We start from the raw sequence: 16,255 nt of genomic DNA on the forward strand, positions 1-16,255 counted from the left end.
ACAACGCTATCCGCTATAAAAGTGCCTATGGGCCAGGACAAAAGCAAGATAAAACAAATCCCGCAATCCGAGCCAAGACAAGCATTCTGATCCAGCTCTACAATTTTTTACGTCGGAACACCGTTACCACGAACCCAAGCATCAACAATCGCCTAATAGCTACCAACTGACCTGATGGTCCATAGAGGGGGATTCCTAAGCCCCCCTGTGCAGTGCCTAGCAGGGCTACCTGCACGCCCAAATATACTGATAGATAATCTAATAGGTCTGAAATGAGCAGTCAGTCAACAGCCTCTTCCGAGAGTACTCTTTCTCATCGAATGCAGACAACAAGCAGTTCCGCAATAAGGGACCTGCTCAGGCATTCCAAAATCCCTGGTATGATTTCACTGGCAGGAGGGATACCCGCACCAGACCTTATAGATACTGATGGGCTTGAGTTGGCCACTGCCCGTGCCCTGGAAAGCGCAAAAAACGTCATCTACCAGTATGGACTGACCGAAGGAGAACCATTCTTAAAGGAAGAAATTGCCTCTCGCATGGTAGCGCAGGGAATCAGCGTAGAACCAGACCATATCCTTGTGACGACCGGCTCGCAGCAAGCGCTCGACATTGTAGCCAGAACCTTTCTTGATGAGGGTGATAGTGTGTTGGTTGAAGAGCCAACCTATCTGGCTGCATTACAGATTTTCGATATGGCAGGAGCCAACACAGTAGCGTTCGAAGGTGATCAGCACGGTATTGATTTCAAACGATTGGAATCATTGGTTGCCAAGCAGCGCATTAAACTGATGTATCTGGTTCCGAACTTCAGTAATCCAACCGGCAGAACCCTATCACTTCCTGAAAGAACGGATCTTGTTGAGTTTGCTATCCGTCATGACATCCTGATCGTTGAAGACGACCCGTACGGTGAACTCCGATACGATGGAACACACGTTGCGTCACTCTTCGAAATAGCCGAACAGTCATTTAACTCAAAGAACCGGGTTATTTATATCTCGTCATTTTCAAAGATACTCGCCCCTGGATTACGCCTGGGTTGGTGTATCCCCCCGGAGAACTATTTCCACCTTCTATGTCGTGCCAAGCAATCTATGGATCTTCACAGTAGTACGCTATCGCAATATATTACGGGTTACTATCTGAAAAGCGGACGTCTTGATAGCCGGCTTCCACTTCTCAAAAAGGCCTACAAATCCCGGCGCGACGCACTGATCAACGCTGTTTCAGAGCATTTGCCAGACACCTTCGAGCTTAACGTGCCGAAGGGCGGGATGTTCCTTTGGGGACGATTTGCGAACGAACTGGATGCATCACTCGTTCTTCAGCAAGCACTGAGCCATCATGTGATGTTCGTTCCGGGGAAGTATTTTTATAGCGGAACACCAGACTTAAGTTCGGTTCGCCTTTCGTTCTCAACGATCACGCCCTCCCTGGCAGGCGAAGCTGTTAAGCGGCTTGCGATTGCGATCCAAAAAACGGAGCAACGACAAGCTTAGGAGTAGCGAAAACACCGACCATTTTAAACGGAGTTTTTATGGGTCTAAAGCAGTTCAATTTCCAGTGCGAAGATGACCGACAACAACTTCTTGCCAACAATGATGGCAGAGGAAGCCGTGAGTATGGGTGGCAAAGCATTTTTTTCGAACGGGTAGAAAAAGATCACTTTGAAACGATTGAGCATTCCTTGAGCGGTCATTACTTGATGGTGAAGCTCAATTCGGTCGCTAAGGCAGATCGACGCGTAGATGGTACCGTCCGAAGAGAATCGCAAAACAGGGGCTCTGCAGTGTATCTGCCCCACAACTGCCCTCACCAGGTCAGTTATACATCGCCATTGGGCAAACTGCTGTTGATGACCATCCCAGATTGGCTTGTTTCAGGCGTAGCAGAGGAAATGGGCGTTAGCCGTTTCCAGGGGCATCCTCTGTTTTTCAAACAGAACAAACTGCTTCTGGAAACCGCTTTGGCAATCGACGATGAAATACGGAACGGTAACCCGCATGGCCCGATGTTTGCCGAGTTCTATGGCAAAGCGCTAGCGGCTCAGATTATCTGCGAAAATACAAAGAGCACGCGCACCGATGAAACGCCCAGGTCGCCCCTGACAGCCGGGCAACTCCGCTGGCTCAACGAATATATTGAGGCTAACCTTCCCTACCGAATATCGGTTGACGACTTGGCTCGGCAGGTAGCACTAAGTCCTTTTTACTTCTGCCGCATATTCAAAGTCGCTACAGGTACCTCACCCCATGCTTATATCCTGGAAAAGCGCCTGGAATATGCACGCCAGTTACTCCAACGGGAAGAGCACTCCATTTTGGACATTGCACTTTCGTCCGGCTTTTCCGACGCCTCCAACTTTTCGAGGCAGTTCAAAAAGTCCACGGGGCAGACCCCATCCTGTTATCGTAGAGAACTTAATAAACAATCAATTTTCATCAAAGGCCAAAGTAATTATGGCCCTGGCTTATCCTTGTCGTCGCCCCCGGAAAGCTCCGGAACCGACTGAACAAAAGCGTTTTCTTCCGTGGCATAAGTAAACGGCTCGCCCGCCTCATCCTGAAGCTGATGATCGTACGCGGCCTGGAGGCCGGAGTCTTTCCCTGACTCTTCGTCGGACCCTTGTTCAATGTTGCGCGGGTACAGTGGCGACAGGAGTGCCACCACGATGCCGATCGCGGAGAACATGGAAAACGCATTACTGTAGCCAAAGCTGTCCACCAACATGCCGACGACGGGTGAACCGGCTGCCTGACCGAGCGAGACCGCCATGAATGGCAGTACCGGCCCCATAGAAAGCCGGCCCGGCAACAGCCGGATACCTGTCATCAAATAGAGCCCCGTCAGACTCATGTAGGCCAGGCCAAAGACCAGTCCGGAAAACGCCGCAAGCACCAATTGCCCGGGACTGGCCGCCAACAATGCCAGGCTCGCGGCCAGCATCATCAGCATCAGTGCCTGAGTGATGGGCGGGTTGTTTCGATCGGCCAGGTCCGCCACCACAGCCCCCCCGAGCCCGGCGGCACCCACCGCCAGCCAAAGCCACCCGGTTGCCGCGGGAGGCAGCTCGCCGAGAGTGACCACAAGATCGGGCGCAAAGATCCAGTAAGCAGAGGAAACGAAACCCATCACAAAGGCAAACAGCGAGAGCCTGAACAGACGCCACCACTGCAGCGCGCTGATGGGAGGCGGCGGCGCCGCGTTCGACGGAGTGACCCGGGACACCGAGGGAATAACATACCAGGCGGCGAACACCCCGATAACCGCAAGAACGGCAAAAGACATGTACGCGTAGCGCCAGATACCGGCCATAAACAGAACGGCAGGTACGGCGACCATGACACCGATACTCGTACCGGCATTCATTACAGAGCTGACGCGGCCGTGTACGGAACGATCGACCAGCACCTGCATGGCAGACGTAAGCGCCGGCATCATCAGGCCGGTACAGATGCCGCAAGCAAACACCCCCACCCCGAGCGACAGGGCACCAGAGGACTGGCTGATCAATGCCAGACCCACCGCTCCGAATACACCGGACAGCACCGCCGTGTTGCGGGCACCAAGGCGCACAGCAGCCACCGGTGCAACCGACGTAGCCAGCAGGAAACTGATGAGCGGCAGTGCACCGATGATACCGACCAGATAGGGTGTCAGGCCAAGCTCTGCGCGGATGGGCGGTACAAACAGACCAAAAGCAAAACGCGCAAGCCCGTAACTGATCGCAATCAGCAATGCGCCGAAAAGAGCAAACCCTGTACTCGAGACGGACTTCACAATACGTTCTCCAACGGTAGCGCGCTGAAAACCCGTCATTCCAGAATAGGAGTTGTTATTGCCAGCATCAAACTCTTTTGATTGTTGTGGAAAAGATCTGTCCCCGCTCCTCAATATCGGCGTAACAAATCCCGGTACAGACGATTATTCCAGTCCTGAACAATGATCTGAGATCTGAAAAGCTCCCACAGTTCCCAGGCATAGACGATGGAGAGCAGGCATACCCCAATCAAAACCCAACCGGACATGAAGAGCCCCACGGCGATCAGCAGGGAACAGAGATTAATCATCCCTCTTCCCCAGCGACGTAAATAGAAGTGGTGCAACCCAACGACAAAAAACCAGTTTAATACAGCGTAAGTGTCCGGATCTTTGATCGCTGTCCTGGCACGCTGATAGAACTCACTCTTTTGTTCGTCCGACAGTTCGCGGATGGCCCGGCGAAGAGATTCCTCTTCGGAATCAACGTCTGCTTGTCTCAACATACTCAATATCCCGTGGAACGGGCTCCAGACATTTGCATATGGCATCAGGCCTGTTGCACCTGCGAAGACGGCTCCACGTCAGTTTCAGTCCAGGGAAGAGGCCAAAGCGTACAATGGCCTCTTCGGAATAGGCTGAACAACTCGGTTCAAAATTGCAGTCGATTCCGAACCATCGGGTTCCGCCCCCGGTCTTTCGGTAAAAACGAATCCCTTTGAGTGCGAGCGCCTTCAGCACAAATTACCGCCCCAAAGTAACGATGACGGCTTCACGCTGCCAGAATAACCAGAAGCGTTTCATTTCAAGTACCTGGAAAACAACCTGCCAGCCTTCAGAAGCGTAACGGTTTAACTCCGCTTCGATTTTCTTAAGGGGCAGCCCGGAAGATCCGAGAAGTAGCGTGCCACACCCGCCTTCCGCAATATGAACCATCTTGTATTCCGTAAATCGCTTCTCTGTCATGTATCCTCCATGTTTTTAACAACGCGAGCACGATCACTCACTTCCAAGCTGTATAGGGTACCGAAACCCAGGCCATACAAGCACTAAAAGTCTCACCCGATTTACAAAAAATTGCATTTTAATCATTGGTTTGACAATAGAAATCACTGCACAACCACCTCGCTGACCATCATTGTGGGACACCCCATCCGAGTCGTAACGCACCACAATGCGCACCGGCGAGATGTGGAGCAAAGTCACGACTTTTCCCAAAAAAGCGACTCAAAGCACGATGGCGGTGAACCAAAAAGCCATTAGCAAAGTACTCTGCTAATCTGCTCATTCTTTTGATGCGAACGGAGTTTCTGCATGATTACAGTTCACCACCTCAACAATTCCCGCTCACAACGCGTTCTCTGGATGCTGGAAGAGCTGGGCGTGCCCTACGAGATCCAGCGTTACGAGCGAGATCCCCAAACCATGCTGGCGCCGGCAAGCCTCAAGAAAATACACCCTCTGGGAAAATCACCGGTGATCACCGACGGCGATCTGGTGGTGGCGGAGTCCGGCGCCATTATCGAATACCTTGCCCACACCTATGGCAAAGACAGCATGCTGCCGGAGGCCGGCGGCCAGGCATGGCTGGATTACACCTACTGGTTGCATTACGCCGAGGGCTCTTTGATGCCGCCGCTGGTTATGCGCCTGGTATTTCAAAAGGTAAAAACCAGCCCGATGCCGTTTTTTGTCAAGCCCGTGGCAAAAGGCATTGTCGACAAGACCAATGAAACGTTCATCGGGCCGATGATCAAAACGCACCTGGATTTTATCGAATCACACCTGGCGAAAAACACCTGGTTTCTCGGGGATAACCTCAGCGCGGCGGATATTCAGATGAGCTTTCCGTTGGAAGCCTCCGTGGCACGGGGTATCGTCGGCAAGAACCGCCCCCATATCAACGCCTGGGTGAAACGAGTACACGCCAGACCGGCTTACCAGAAGGCGCTCGAAAAGGGCGGGAAATACGATTTTGCCTGAGTTTTCGCTTACCCTGCGCCCCCGAAAGTTACCGTTTCGGCGTCGCCTTACCCGGGCCTCGGTGGCTTTAATCTATCGGCTGACTGAAGATGGTGGCGTGGAGTTGCTGTTTATCCAGCGGGCCCGACGGGAAGGCGATCCCTGGTCCGGGGACATGGCCTTTCCCGGGGGGCGCATGCAACCGGATGATGCCACACCCCGGGCGACCGCCGAACGGGAAACCCTAGAAGAAACCGGTGTCGACCTGATACGCCATGGCCGCTTTCAGGCCCGGCTGTCTGACCTGATTACCCGCCATCACAACCGCTGGCGACCGATGGTCGTCACGCCCTACGTTTACGAATGGCAGGGAACGCAGCCCGTCACGCTGAACCATGAAGTCGAGCAGGTGGTGTGGATTGCCCTCGACTACCTCGCTGCCAAAGAAAACCAGAGCAGACTTCCCTGGCGCACGCCTCTCGGCACCGTAAAACTCCCCTGCTGCCGATATCAGGACTACTGCATCTGGGGGCTGAGTTATAGCATGTTGCAGGAGTTGCTGGCGCTAGACATGGTCAGCCATTAATTACGATGCCCGCGCCTTATTTTCATTATGCCTCGTAGACGTCGCGCAGAGTCAGCATGCTGAAATCCGGAACCACGCCCAGCCCGGGGCGATCACTCAGCGTCATTCGACCACCGGACACTTCGGGGGCACCGGTGGCAAGCTGATCGGTGTTGTAATTGTGAAGATCCGTTGTATTCAGCAAAGCCCTGGCCGGTGTACTCGCCGCCAGATGGGCATAGGCTGCCGTGGCGATGCCGCTGCCCCACGCATCTTCGATTGTCATGGGTATTCCGGCATCCACGCACACATCCCTTATGATTCGGGAGGGTGTCAGGCCACCGAACTTGCTGACCTTCAGGGCCATCGCATCCATGGCGTCGTCTCGGAGCGCCCGTTGTACATCTGCCAGGGAGTTGAGGCTCTCATCCAGCTTGACTGAATGCCTTATCCGACGCCGGACCGACAGGCATTCCTCATAGCCCCGGCAGGGCTGCTCCAGATAAAGGTCCACCCCGCCGATCGCCTGTGAAAAGCGTACGGCCTCATCCCGCCGCCAGGCTCCATTAATGTCTCCAACCCAGAGCTCATCGGACTGCTTGAGCTTGCTCAGAACCCGGATGAGGTCGATGTCCTCCTCAACCCGATGCCCCAGTTTGATCTGAATGTGCCGAAACCCTTCAGAGCGATAGAGTTGCAAAGACGCTGCCATCTCGTCCGGCTCATCCAGGGGAACAATCCTGTGCAAAGGCATGGAGGGCATCTGGAGCCCGCCCAGTAACGTGTACACGGGCAGTCCGGCCGCTTTGCCCAGTATGTCCCAGCAGGCGATATCAATGGCTGCCTTGGCAACAGCGTGTCCGGTCAGCGCCTGATCCATGCGCTCATGGATGAAAGAGGTCTGACGTGGATCTTCTCCGATGACAACGGGCGCCAGCAATGACAAGCACGAGGGAAGCCCCTCGGCGAAAGCGGCCATGTAGTTGGGACCGCAGGGACAAACCTCGCCATAGCCAGCAACGCCCCTATCCGTGGTCAACACGACCACGGTACTGGTAAACCTTTTATGCGATCGCCCACCCGCAAAAGCATACGCCTTGCCGGCGTATTCCAGGTCTGCGGTATACACTTCCACACTCGTGATGCGCATGATAAGCCTCCCGATCCAGGCAGATTGGGCCTCTTATCATCATAGTCGGCACCTGGCTCCCGGGCGCGGCGTATTCGCCATTGACCACCTTTAGCCGGACACAGCAACTTTGCCCACAACGCCAAGCAGAAACCCCGCCAGCGCTCCCAATGCTGGCGCCCAATGCTTCTTGAGCTTTGCCTGTGGCGCAATATCCTGAAAGATGATGTACAGAATGCCCCCCGCCGCAAACAGCATAATACCGGACACAACCTGTGGGGCATCCGACAGCAGAAAGTACCCGACAGCACCCGCCGCCGGCCCTAACAGCGCCATAAGGGCAAACCCACCAACGATTTTCAGGCTGCGGTAATGGGTCGCTCGCGCCAACTCGCGATAGGAATTGAAACCCTCCGGAAGGTTCTGGAGGGCAATGATGCCTGCGAGCAGAACGCCGCCCTCACTGGAGATCGAAAACGTTGCGCCCAACGCCATGGCCTCCGGCACAAAATCCGAGAGCATCGCCACCAGTTGGCTTGCCGGGGTATCGTTTGCCGACAACCACATATCCAGACCCATGAACGTGATTCCGCCAGCGGCAAAACATGCAACAATGGCGGGCAAAGGCAGATTGCTGGTGCCCTCAGGCACCAGAACCAAGGCGACGGCTGCCAGCAGCGCGCCTCCGCCGAAAGCGATTACACTGTGACGAACCTCCGTTTCCAGCCAGCGCGGGTGAATCCTCTCAACAGAGGCAATCGCAGCCCCCAGGGGCATCGCCAGCCCCGCCATGAGCGTCAGCAGAACAATCTGCAGCAGGCCGTTCGTTTCCAGCATCGAAACCATGCACAATACCTACCTTATTCCTTGTTTCCGTCAATTGAACAACGCTTCCATACTCAAACCCCGCCGGGCAAACTGAGATCCTGGCAACACCAGCAACCGATTGAGTTTTGGAATAATGCGGTTAAATGCATCAGAAGAGCAAATCCATGCCCTATCAGTTTGAAGACCTCAAAAAGCACTGCCCAACCGAATGGCGTGACTACATTGAGCACAGCTTTGTTCGGCAGCTGGGCGATGCCTCACTGACCCCGGAGGCGTTCCAGCATTACCTCAAGCAGGACTACCTGTTCCTGATCCAGTTTGCCCGCGCCTTTGCCCTGGCCGCCTACAAAAGCCCGACCCTGTCAGACCTTCGGCAAGCCAAAGACGGGTTGCAGGCCATCCTGGATACCGAGCTGGACCTGCACATCCAATACTGCAACGAGTGGGGAATTTCAGAGGACGAACTGGCCAACCTGCCGGAAGCCCGCGCCACCCTCGCCTACACCCGCTATGTGCTCGACACCGGCAACCGCGGCGACCTGCTGGACCTGCACGTGGCCCTGTCCCCCTGCATGGTGGGCTATGGCGAGATTGCCAATTGGCTGAACCACCGCGCGGAAACCATTCGGGGCGAAGCCAACCCGTATGATGCATGGATCGCCATGTATGAAAGCGACGAGTTTCAGGACGCCATGCAGGCGGAGATTCACTGGCTGGATGAACGACTGGCCGACGTGTCCCCCGCCCGGTTCGAGCAACTGACCCGAATCTTCCGGGACGCGACCCGCCTGGAAATCGACTTCTGGGACATGGGATTGAACCTGAGCGACTGAGCCGTCTATGCCTGAACCAACCCCACTTCAAACCCTACTCGACACCCTCCCCCAATGCGGCCGGGTGGAATGGATTGGTATCCGCCCTGCCCGTGGTGAGGTGATGAAAGCGCTCGACAGCGTGACGGTCACCCCGGGTAAGGGCCTGGAAGGCGATCGCTTCAAGGGCCGCGAGACCAGCAAACGACAGGTCACCCTCATCCAGAAAGAGCACCTGCATGCCATTGCCTCCTGCTTGCATCGGGAAGCCATTGGCCCCGAGATGTTCCGACGCAACATCGTGGTTTCTGGCCTGAACCTGCTGGCCCTGAAAGGCAAAACCTTCCGCATCGGGGGTGTGGTGCTGGAATACACGGGCCTGTGCCACCCCTGCAGTAAAATGGAGACCGCACTCGGGCCGGGCGGCTACAACGCCATGCGCGGGCATGGGGGGATTACTACGCGGGTGGTTGAAGGGGGTGAGGTGGCGCTTGGTGACAGCGTACAGGCCTGTCTATAAGGCAGAAAGTTTGACTATCCAGCAAGTCAACGACGAAGCGGCTGTACTGCACTACTTTTCTGACGCGAGCGACGTAAATGGACGTTTACTTCCTGATTTTGCCCAACATTCATCTGATGGATTTATCAGGCCCGGCCCAAGCACTGGCAGACTGCAACGAGCTACAGGGAGAACAATTTCGCTGCCACTACATCAGCCACCAACAAACGGTCTCTAGCTGGCAAGGTTTGGCCCTTTCCACAATGTCGGCACTTCCGGAGGTAGTCCAACCGGGAAGTCTAATTTATATTCCGGGCATGAAACTTAGCGCTGGAAAAATAGATCCAGGGCTGAATCAAGAAGTTCTTGATTGGCTTCAAGAAATGGATAGGCAGAACGCACGGCTGATTGGCGTTTGTACCGGATCTTTCATACTCGGTGCAGCCGGGCTATTAGATGGCCGAAAATGCACAACGCATCATCGGCAGCTAAGGCGGCTGGCCGAAGAATTCCCGAATGCTGAGGTCCTTCAGGAGCGTATGTTTGTCGAGGATCAGGGTTTATATACCTCGGCAGGTGTCAGTGCCGGCATCGATCTAACCCTGCACCTCATCACCGAAATCGTCGGCCCTGATGCTGGCGTTGCTGTTGCCAGAGAAATGGTCGTGTGTAGCCGACGAATGGGGGATGATCCTCAGATTGCACCGCAATTTCTTTATCGCGATCACGTCCACCCGACGATTCACGAGGCCCAGGATATTATTGCCAGCAAACTTAATCGGCCGTTAACTGCAGAGTCGGTCGCGCGCCAACTCAATATTTCAGCCCGCCACTTCCAGCGGTTGTTTCGTCAGGCAACGGGCGTGACATTCAAGCAGTACGTGAACGAACAGCGAATTCAGAAGGCTGATCAGCTACTAAAATCCACGAATCACTCGATCGAATGGGTGGCAGAGCTCGCTGGTTTTCAAAGCACCAAGACTTTTAGAGACGCATGGGGCAGAAAGTTTGACTACCCCCCCAGTCAACGACGCACGTCCAGTCGTAATGACAATCAAGCCGGGGCACAGCAGTCTTGATTGTCATAGCAAATCCTGTCCATTTTTCGGATGAAATATCATCACTGATTTTCAGTTACGGCCCGTTCAGCAATGCGGTTAGGTTCCGGCTCTACAGCAAGATTGCTCTGGCTTGTCTTGATGCCCTTAAGAGACAGTGCAGCAATCACTGACAGGAGGCACACAGTCGTTACAGCTAGCGTCGTCAGTGTGTAATCACCCGTTACATCTCGAGCAAAACCTCCAAGCCAAGCGGTTAGGAAGACGGCTACTTGGTGAATACTGAATAGCAATCCAAACATTTTTCCTTTTATCTTTGGACCATAACAATTCAAGCAAATCATGGAGGTCAGGATGACTGTTCCCATGTACGTCAGCCCGAACAGTACGGCAAAGAGGATGAAGAGAGCCGGGGAATGTGTAACAGAGAGCATTCCCAGGGATAAGGCGCGCGCACCGTAGAGAATCGCGAGCAACCGGGAAACATTGAGTTTGCCGGCGATATAACCGACGACTACCGCACCTACCAGCTCGAATAGACCCAAAACACTGAGCATCAGCGCAACCGTGGATGTTCCTCCCCCACCCAGCGAAAGCGTTCGTTCCTGGACGAGTGGCACCAGATGGATATCAATGAACGCCATTGAAGAACCACATCCAGCGAAACTCATGGCAAGTAGCAAAAACAAAGGTTTCCTCAGGTGTGCGCTGACCTTGTCGGAATTTTTATTCTGCTCAATTGCGCTTGTGTCACCGGGGACCGGGAAGACTCGGCTTACGAGAAGAACAGGTATGGTTATGAGCAATGCGAAAGCGATGGCGAGGTAGTTTGAAAGACTGTTCCAAGTCATCCAGTTATTCAACCATACCCATAATGGAGAAAGGACAATGAATCCTATTGCCACACCATTGCTAACGGCTGCAAAGATCAATCCCTTGTGACGCCGGGTGAAAACCCTATCAATCAGTATCCCCACAGGGACAAAACTTAATGCCGCTAATGCATATGCGGCAAGAACGCCGTATGCAAAGAGGAATACTCCGTACTCGCTGGCATTGCCGAGAAGGAAAAACGCTAGTGAGGCTACCGCACCCCCTGAGAGCAAACACAAGTACGGGCCATATCGGTCACACACCGCACCTGCAACTGGAGAAAAAAGTCCAAGGCTCAGCCCAAACAGAGCCCCGGACAAGGCAAAAGCACCTCTGCCAACGCCAAAAAAATCGGCCAAATCGCGAAAGTATATTTGGTAAGTTCCTTTAATAGAGGAGCTTAGAAACATAACGATGAAGCCAATCAGTGCGACACCCCACATTACGCCAGCAGTGTTCACCTTGCTTGATTCAGGCATACGAGGGTTCCTCTGCGCGAATGTGGTACCGGTCAGTACTGGTACAAGCTTTCACTCTGAAATCTATTAGCTCTTGAGTAGCGGCAAGAGCAGCTGCAGCATCCCGCTCTTGATCACTGATTCCTAATGCTTTAATGAAATTCCGCATTAACAGGCTCCAAAGGTCATCACCAATGACATCAATTACCAAGAGGGAATCAATCCACGAATAATTCATTTGCATATTCAGCTCTTTGTATTGCCTTATGCTGCAACTGTTTTTGATGCCCCAAAAGGCTAAAAACGGACTCACATGCGGCGGAAAGGTGACAAGCTGTGTAACCGAAGAGGGACGGGAGCGCCCGATAGCGCAACCTGGGTACGCTGGATCAGTCCCATAATACTTCCAAGAGTGGCCCGGCTTGCTCAATTGCGGTTTAATGCGCCAGACACTCACTCGCCTGCAGACACGCCTGCCACTATGCACACGGTCACATCACCCGAACAAAACGTCTCCGAAGCTGAGATAGACCTGGCAATCCGCACAGGCATTGAGCGCTACTTTGACGACTGCCGGGCGCGGGTACCGGCGTTTATTGATCGTCATTTCCATTACCCCGGCGCCATCGCGACCAACCGGAGGGCGCTGGGATGGGACATGTTGCGGGCGCCCATCAATCTACTGTGGGCGCCGGTGTACGCCCTGGCCTGCCTGGTAAAAATTCTGACTCCCAAACGAACAGGCCTGATGTGGCTGCACGGTCTGGTAGATCGTGTACCCGCCGGCTTCACCACCCGGGTACAACAACACATCTCGCACCTGATCCTGGTGGACCTGTTGAACAATGGTCAGGAAGACCCGCTGCTGGAGAGCTATCTGATAGAGGCGCTGGAGGCGGTCTATGAGCGCCATACCTGTGAGCCGGTCAATCACCAGCGGTTCAGCAGGCTGATCGAGCCGCTGGTCGCGGACGCGCTCAGTCAGTACCGGGTAACCCGGACAGCGTCTGCCGATATCACCAACAGTATTTCATGCACGGTGTTGGGCGCGTTCGCATTCCAGAAGTTTACCCCGGGTGGTATCGGGCTCGGGGTGGTGCTTGCTTCCATAGTCGCAAAGACCCTGGCCGCCAGGGACTTTATCCTGGGGGAAACCATCGGCGGGTGGTACTACAGCGTATTCCCACCGGAGCCTTCGCTGGCGACGACGGCCATCGTTATGGTCGCCGTGATGGCCGCACTGGCGGCGTTTGCAGCATTGTCCGGTGTTATTTTCGATCCCGTACAGGCAGCGGTCGGTTTGCATCGCCGGCGCCTGCACAAGCTACTGGATCACCTGCAGAGGGACGTGACACTCAGCACTCAAAGCAGCTTTCGCCCGAAAGACCAGTTTGTAGCGCGGATTCTGGACACGTTCGACATGATCAGATCGGGTTTACTCTAGCTCACGGCGCTCGACCAATACCGGTTACCCCAGGCTGGATGGGGCTGAGTGAATAATTGAAAACTAGGCTATGCAATGCCTCTTAATTAGCGTACCGTCTCTCTTGTTGGAAAGATTTAGCAAAGCATTTCACGAATAAGACCTTCTGTGTTGTCACACCTTTTGTCCTGTTTTTGATTCCGCACGTTTTTTTGTTTCCCGCATACCGCTGATCAAGGATCACAACGATCTCTTGACGGCACATTATTGATTAATCTCAGGATATTTATTATGTCTACAGTTAAAGGCAACGTTAAGTTTTTCAATGAAGCAAAAGGTTTTGGCTTTATTACTCGTGAAGGCGACGCGGACGTTTTTGTTCACTACAGCTCTATTCAGGGTAGCGGTTTCAAAACTCTGGCCGAAGGCCAGGAAGTTGAATTCAGCGTGACCCAGGGCCAGAAAGGTCCACAGGCAGAGAACGTTATTGGCCTGTAAATAACAGCCAATACGTGATGAAAAAAGGCAGCCTCAGGCTGCCTTTTTTATTGAATACCGAAAACCGGACCACTCATTAGCCACTTTTCAGGTTGATCTGCTTTGAACCTGTAGAGGCGAATTGTCCACTTTTCCCTTTGCCCACATACTCAACGACCCCGCCGGACTTTAAAAAAGCAGCAGTCTGTTCCTCAATCGTGGCAGTCGTTAATGTAGCTTTTACGGGTTTCTTGCTCATCATATTCCCCAGGTTAAATTTGGCTTTTTCGCCAACATCAAACAACCATCATATCCGAAACAGGAAAAAATTGTTGATCAGTTCTCCTCGAGGGCCTGACCGACACTCTGCTCTGCGTTCTGCCAGGCCTCAGAGAATTTTTCGAAGGCGTCGGTGAAGCCTTCCTTCATGGACTCCCAGGTAAAATCAGCGCTGTCCTGCATACGCAGGTGCCATTCCGTCACCCGCGCCCGCTCCCGGTGCAGAGACGCCAGCGCAGTCTGCGCCTGGGCCTCGGCTATCTTGTCGGCCTCCTCCCGCCCCCCTTTCAGGCGATTCTCCAGGGTTGCGATACGGTCATCCATGGCGCCAAGCACGTCCTCGATGTCCGTCATTAACCGTTCACGCCGCTCGGCGGTGAAATTCGACAGCTCCTGATTGAGGCTCTGAACCTCCTGCCGCAATGATTCTACGGTCGCCTCGCTGTCATCCTCCGCGGCCTGTGCCAGTGGCATCACCATGGCCAGCAGCAGGGCACTGGCCTGTAATCGCAATGGGAATCGCACTATCTGATACCTCTTCTGAATTAGAATTGAAAATCCCGGTCCTCAAGGCCACCGTCATCGGACAGGTAGCTGCCCCCTCCTCTCACCACCACTGACATCTTTCTGATGCTGCTCCTCGATTGCATTGGTGCCGGACTGATGGTAATGCCGTGGTTTATAAATATCTAGAGGACAGAGCGGGGGGGAGCAGCCCTTTCAACAACTAGGGCTGGCTTTTCAGCCGAAGCCTCTTGATTACAAGCACCGCAATCATCGCCGGATGACTGCTAATCTGCAGATACGCGATTTGACACAACAGCCATGATTAAATCGACTTTATTTCCCAACGCAACAACTCTAATCCGCTGTAATTGATAACAAAATCGACTACCGCCATCCCCCTACCTTTTTCAAAAGAGCATTTTGATTCCCAGCGCCAGAAATAAGTCTCTTCTGTAATAAAATAATCCCTCTTCATATATTTAAAAGGCACTGTGGCGCATTGTTCTGTAGAGCCATATTTTTCCTTTAGCTCGCTAAGAGTATCACCGAACTTAAAATTCGCTTTACGTTCTCCTAACCCAGAGTATTTCGCCCATGTTTCTATTGAATATTCTCCTATAACTGCATCTAATGCTGCTTGAATTTGATACCCATGGCTCATTAGTTCGCGCCCTGGTGAATTTTCCACCTCAACTTCGTAGTCATGAGTAAAAATAAGTAGAGCAACTATCCCAAGAGAAACTTTTAGGAGAATAGAACGTACGTTTTTCACTTACAGATTCCTATAACATTTTTAGCAAAGAGGTCATCAAGTATCATTGGCCGATACTTGCATCAACATCAGGAGTAGCGACGTAACCCGAACTGCAAGACGCACTCGAACATAGAGCAGATAGAAGGGCCAACAGGCTAAAAGAACTGGTTCGAGGTATGACCCTCTTTGCAGGCTGGGGCATCAGACAGATCCTTGTCGTTCAGAAAATTCCCGAGCAATCCATTCTCAGGCTCACAGCTTCGACACCGCGCTCGACGCAAACTATATCCGAATTGCTGAGATGTTCAAACGTGCCCCCTGATTCGGCAACCCGGTTGGCAAGATATTCCTATGCTGACCGATGGGCTGAAGGCGTTGTGTGAGGACATTGACAATGTGTGACGATCGTGGCTACCGAACACCTTTCGATTGCAGCCACTGGTTGATCTGCGCTTGGTTCATGGCACCACTCTGGCGGGCCACTTCCCGGCCATTCTGAAACAGGATCAGCGTAGGTATGCTGCGAATACCAAACTGACCGGCTGGCCCGGGGGATTGTTCGGTGTTCAGCTTGGCAAAGCGTACCTTACCACGCCAGGCTTTCGCTACCTGCTCAAACTGGGGCGCCATCATCTTGCAGGGACCGCACCAACTGGCCCAGAAATCCACCAGCACCGGCACATCACTGCGCCCTGTATGGACCGCAAAGCTCTGGTCACCGAGCTCCAGAACCTGATCCGGCCACAACGGCTGTTTGCATGCGCCACAATTGCCGCCGGATGACAGCTTATCCACGGGTACGCGATTCACTTTGTGGCAATGGGGGCACACGAGGTGTCGGATGTCGGCCATGATTGAACTGCCTTTGA

Annotated in this window: 20 protein-coding genes; 9 read left to right on the top strand and 11 right to left on the bottom strand. The window is 53.5% G+C overall.

What is annotated here, in order from left to right:
* The first annotated feature begins 380 nt into the window (after nt 1–380).
* Together ACJO3M_RS03135 and ACJO3M_RS03140 are read left to right on the top strand one after the other, a co-directional pair.
* Nucleotides 381–1,502, top strand: a complete 1,122-nt coding sequence (locus ACJO3M_RS03135) for an aminotransferase-like domain-containing protein (protein ID WP_406999631.1) — start codon at nt 381–383, stop codon at nt 1,500–1,502.
* A 38-nt stretch (nt 1,503–1,540) separates the two neighbouring features.
* Nucleotides 1,541–2,515 (top strand): helix-turn-helix domain-containing protein, encoded by a 975-nt coding sequence (locus ACJO3M_RS03140; RefSeq protein ID WP_406999633.1) that lies wholly within the window; start codon nt 1,541–1,543, stop codon nt 2,513–2,515.
* On the opposite strand, the gene ACJO3M_RS03145 is transcribed toward ACJO3M_RS03140, so the two are convergent.
* The 4 genes from ACJO3M_RS03145 to ACJO3M_RS03160 all read right to left on the bottom strand — a co-directional run bounded on the left by ACJO3M_RS03145 (nt 2,461) and on the right by ACJO3M_RS03160 (nt 4,728).
* Complete coding sequence (locus ACJO3M_RS03145; RefSeq protein WP_406999635.1) at nt 2,461–3,783, bottom strand: MFS transporter; 1,323 nt, start codon at nt 3,781–3,783, stop codon at nt 2,461–2,463. The genes ACJO3M_RS03140 and ACJO3M_RS03145 overlap by 55 nt on opposite strands.
* 110 nt (nt 3,784–3,893) lie before the next feature.
* Nucleotides 3,894–4,268 (bottom strand): TM2 domain-containing protein, encoded by a 375-nt coding sequence (locus ACJO3M_RS03150; RefSeq protein ID WP_406999637.1) that lies wholly within the window; start codon nt 4,266–4,268, stop codon nt 3,894–3,896.
* Complete coding sequence (yidD, locus tag ACJO3M_RS03155) at nt 4,246–4,503, bottom strand: membrane protein insertion efficiency factor YidD (RefSeq protein ID WP_406999639.1); 258 nt, start codon at nt 4,501–4,503, stop codon at nt 4,246–4,248. Before yidD ends, ACJO3M_RS03150 begins: the two co-directional genes overlap by 23 nt.
* Nucleotides 4,504–4,506: 3 nt before the next feature.
* Nucleotides 4,507–4,728 carry a DUF4177 domain-containing protein gene (locus ACJO3M_RS03160; RefSeq protein ID WP_406999640.1) on the bottom strand — a complete coding sequence of 74 codons (222 nt, stop codon included), beginning with the start codon at nt 4,726–4,728 and terminating at the stop codon, nt 4,507–4,509.
* A 348-nt stretch (nt 4,729–5,076) separates the two neighbouring features.
* Here ACJO3M_RS03160 and ACJO3M_RS03165 point away from each other — a divergent pair, with 348 nt between their 5' ends.
* Together ACJO3M_RS03165 and ACJO3M_RS03170 are read left to right on the top strand one after the other, a co-directional pair.
* Complete coding sequence (locus tag ACJO3M_RS03165) at nt 5,077–5,745, top strand: glutathione S-transferase family protein (RefSeq protein ID WP_406999642.1); 669 nt, start codon at nt 5,077–5,079, stop codon at nt 5,743–5,745.
* Nucleotides 5,738–6,310: an NUDIX hydrolase gene (locus tag ACJO3M_RS03170; protein WP_406999644.1), complete on the top strand. Its 573-nt coding sequence runs from the start codon at nt 5,738–5,740 to the stop codon at nt 6,308–6,310. Before ACJO3M_RS03165 ends, ACJO3M_RS03170 begins: the two co-directional genes overlap by 8 nt.
* 25 nt (nt 6,311–6,335) lie before the next feature.
* On the opposite strand, the gene ACJO3M_RS03175 is transcribed toward ACJO3M_RS03170, so the two are convergent.
* Both ACJO3M_RS03175 and ACJO3M_RS03180 read right to left on the bottom strand, forming a co-directional pair.
* Nucleotides 6,336–7,439 carry a mandelate racemase/muconate lactonizing enzyme family protein gene (locus tag ACJO3M_RS03175; RefSeq protein ID WP_406999646.1) on the bottom strand — a complete coding sequence of 368 codons (1,104 nt, stop codon included), beginning with the start codon at nt 7,437–7,439 and terminating at the stop codon, nt 6,336–6,338.
* Between the two features lie 90 nt (nt 7,440–7,529).
* Nucleotides 7,530–8,264, bottom strand: coding sequence for a ZIP family metal transporter (locus tag ACJO3M_RS03180; RefSeq protein ID WP_406999648.1), 735 nt, complete (start codon nt 8,262–8,264; stop codon nt 7,530–7,532).
* A 146-nt stretch (nt 8,265–8,410) separates the two neighbouring features.
* Here ACJO3M_RS03180 and tenA point away from each other — a divergent pair, with 146 nt between their 5' ends.
* From tenA to ACJO3M_RS03195, 3 genes are all read left to right on the top strand, one after another.
* The gene (gene tenA / locus ACJO3M_RS03185) at nt 8,411–9,079 is read left to right on the top strand and encodes a thiaminase II (protein ID WP_406999712.1); all 669 of its coding nucleotides are present in this window, start codon (nt 8,411–8,413) and stop codon (nt 9,077–9,079) included.
* 7 nt (nt 9,080–9,086) lie between these two features.
* A complete protein-coding gene (locus tag ACJO3M_RS03190; RefSeq protein ID WP_406999649.1) occupies nt 9,087–9,578 on the top strand; it encodes an MOSC domain-containing protein in 492 nt (163 codons plus the stop codon).
* A 77-nt stretch (nt 9,579–9,655) separates the two neighbouring features.
* The gene (locus tag ACJO3M_RS03195; RefSeq protein ID WP_406999651.1) at nt 9,656–10,636 is read left to right on the top strand and encodes a GlxA family transcriptional regulator; all 981 of its coding nucleotides are present in this window, start codon (nt 9,656–9,658) and stop codon (nt 10,634–10,636) included.
* Nucleotides 10,637–10,677: 41 nt separating this feature from the next.
* On the opposite strand, the gene ACJO3M_RS03200 is transcribed toward ACJO3M_RS03195, so the two are convergent.
* Entirely contained in the window at nt 10,678–11,967 is a 1,290-nt protein-coding gene (locus ACJO3M_RS03200) for an MFS transporter (protein WP_406999653.1), read from the bottom strand.
* Between the two features lie 460 nt (nt 11,968–12,427).
* Here ACJO3M_RS03200 and ACJO3M_RS03205 point away from each other — a divergent pair, with 460 nt between their 5' ends.
* On the top strand, nt 12,428–13,390 hold the full coding sequence (locus ACJO3M_RS03205) for a DUF6635 family protein (protein ID WP_406999655.1): 963 nt from the start codon (nt 12,428–12,430) through the stop codon (nt 13,388–13,390).
* 270 nt (nt 13,391–13,660) lie between these two features.
* Nucleotides 13,661–13,867: a cold shock domain-containing protein gene (locus ACJO3M_RS03210; RefSeq protein ID WP_406987203.1), complete on the top strand. Its 207-nt coding sequence runs from the start codon at nt 13,661–13,663 to the stop codon at nt 13,865–13,867.
* 76 nt (nt 13,868–13,943) lie between these two features.
* Here ACJO3M_RS03210 and ACJO3M_RS03215 read toward each other — a convergent pair whose 3' ends face one another.
* The 4 genes from ACJO3M_RS03215 to trxC form a co-directional block, all read right to left on the bottom strand.
* Entirely contained in the window at nt 13,944–14,150 is a 207-nt protein-coding gene (locus ACJO3M_RS03215) for a PFL_1563 family small protein (RefSeq protein WP_406999657.1), read from the bottom strand.
* A gap of 32 nt (nt 14,151–14,182) precedes the next feature.
* Nucleotides 14,183–14,650: a hypothetical protein gene (locus tag ACJO3M_RS03220; protein WP_406999659.1), complete on the bottom strand. Its 468-nt coding sequence runs from the start codon at nt 14,648–14,650 to the stop codon at nt 14,183–14,185.
* Between the two features lie 304 nt (nt 14,651–14,954).
* Nucleotides 14,955–15,404: a hypothetical protein gene (locus tag ACJO3M_RS03225; RefSeq protein WP_406999660.1), complete on the bottom strand. Its 450-nt coding sequence runs from the start codon at nt 15,402–15,404 to the stop codon at nt 14,955–14,957.
* 393 nt (nt 15,405–15,797) lie between these two features.
* Entirely contained in the window at nt 15,798–16,238 is a 441-nt protein-coding gene (gene trxC, locus ACJO3M_RS03230; protein WP_406999662.1) for a thioredoxin TrxC, read from the bottom strand.
* Nucleotides 16,239–16,255: the final 17 nt, after the last annotated feature.

Origin of the sequence: Marinobacter alkalisoli (assembly GCF_045449795.1) — a bacterium.
In the GTDB taxonomy this organism is placed as follows: domain Bacteria; phylum Pseudomonadota; class Gammaproteobacteria; order Pseudomonadales; family Oleiphilaceae; genus Marinobacter.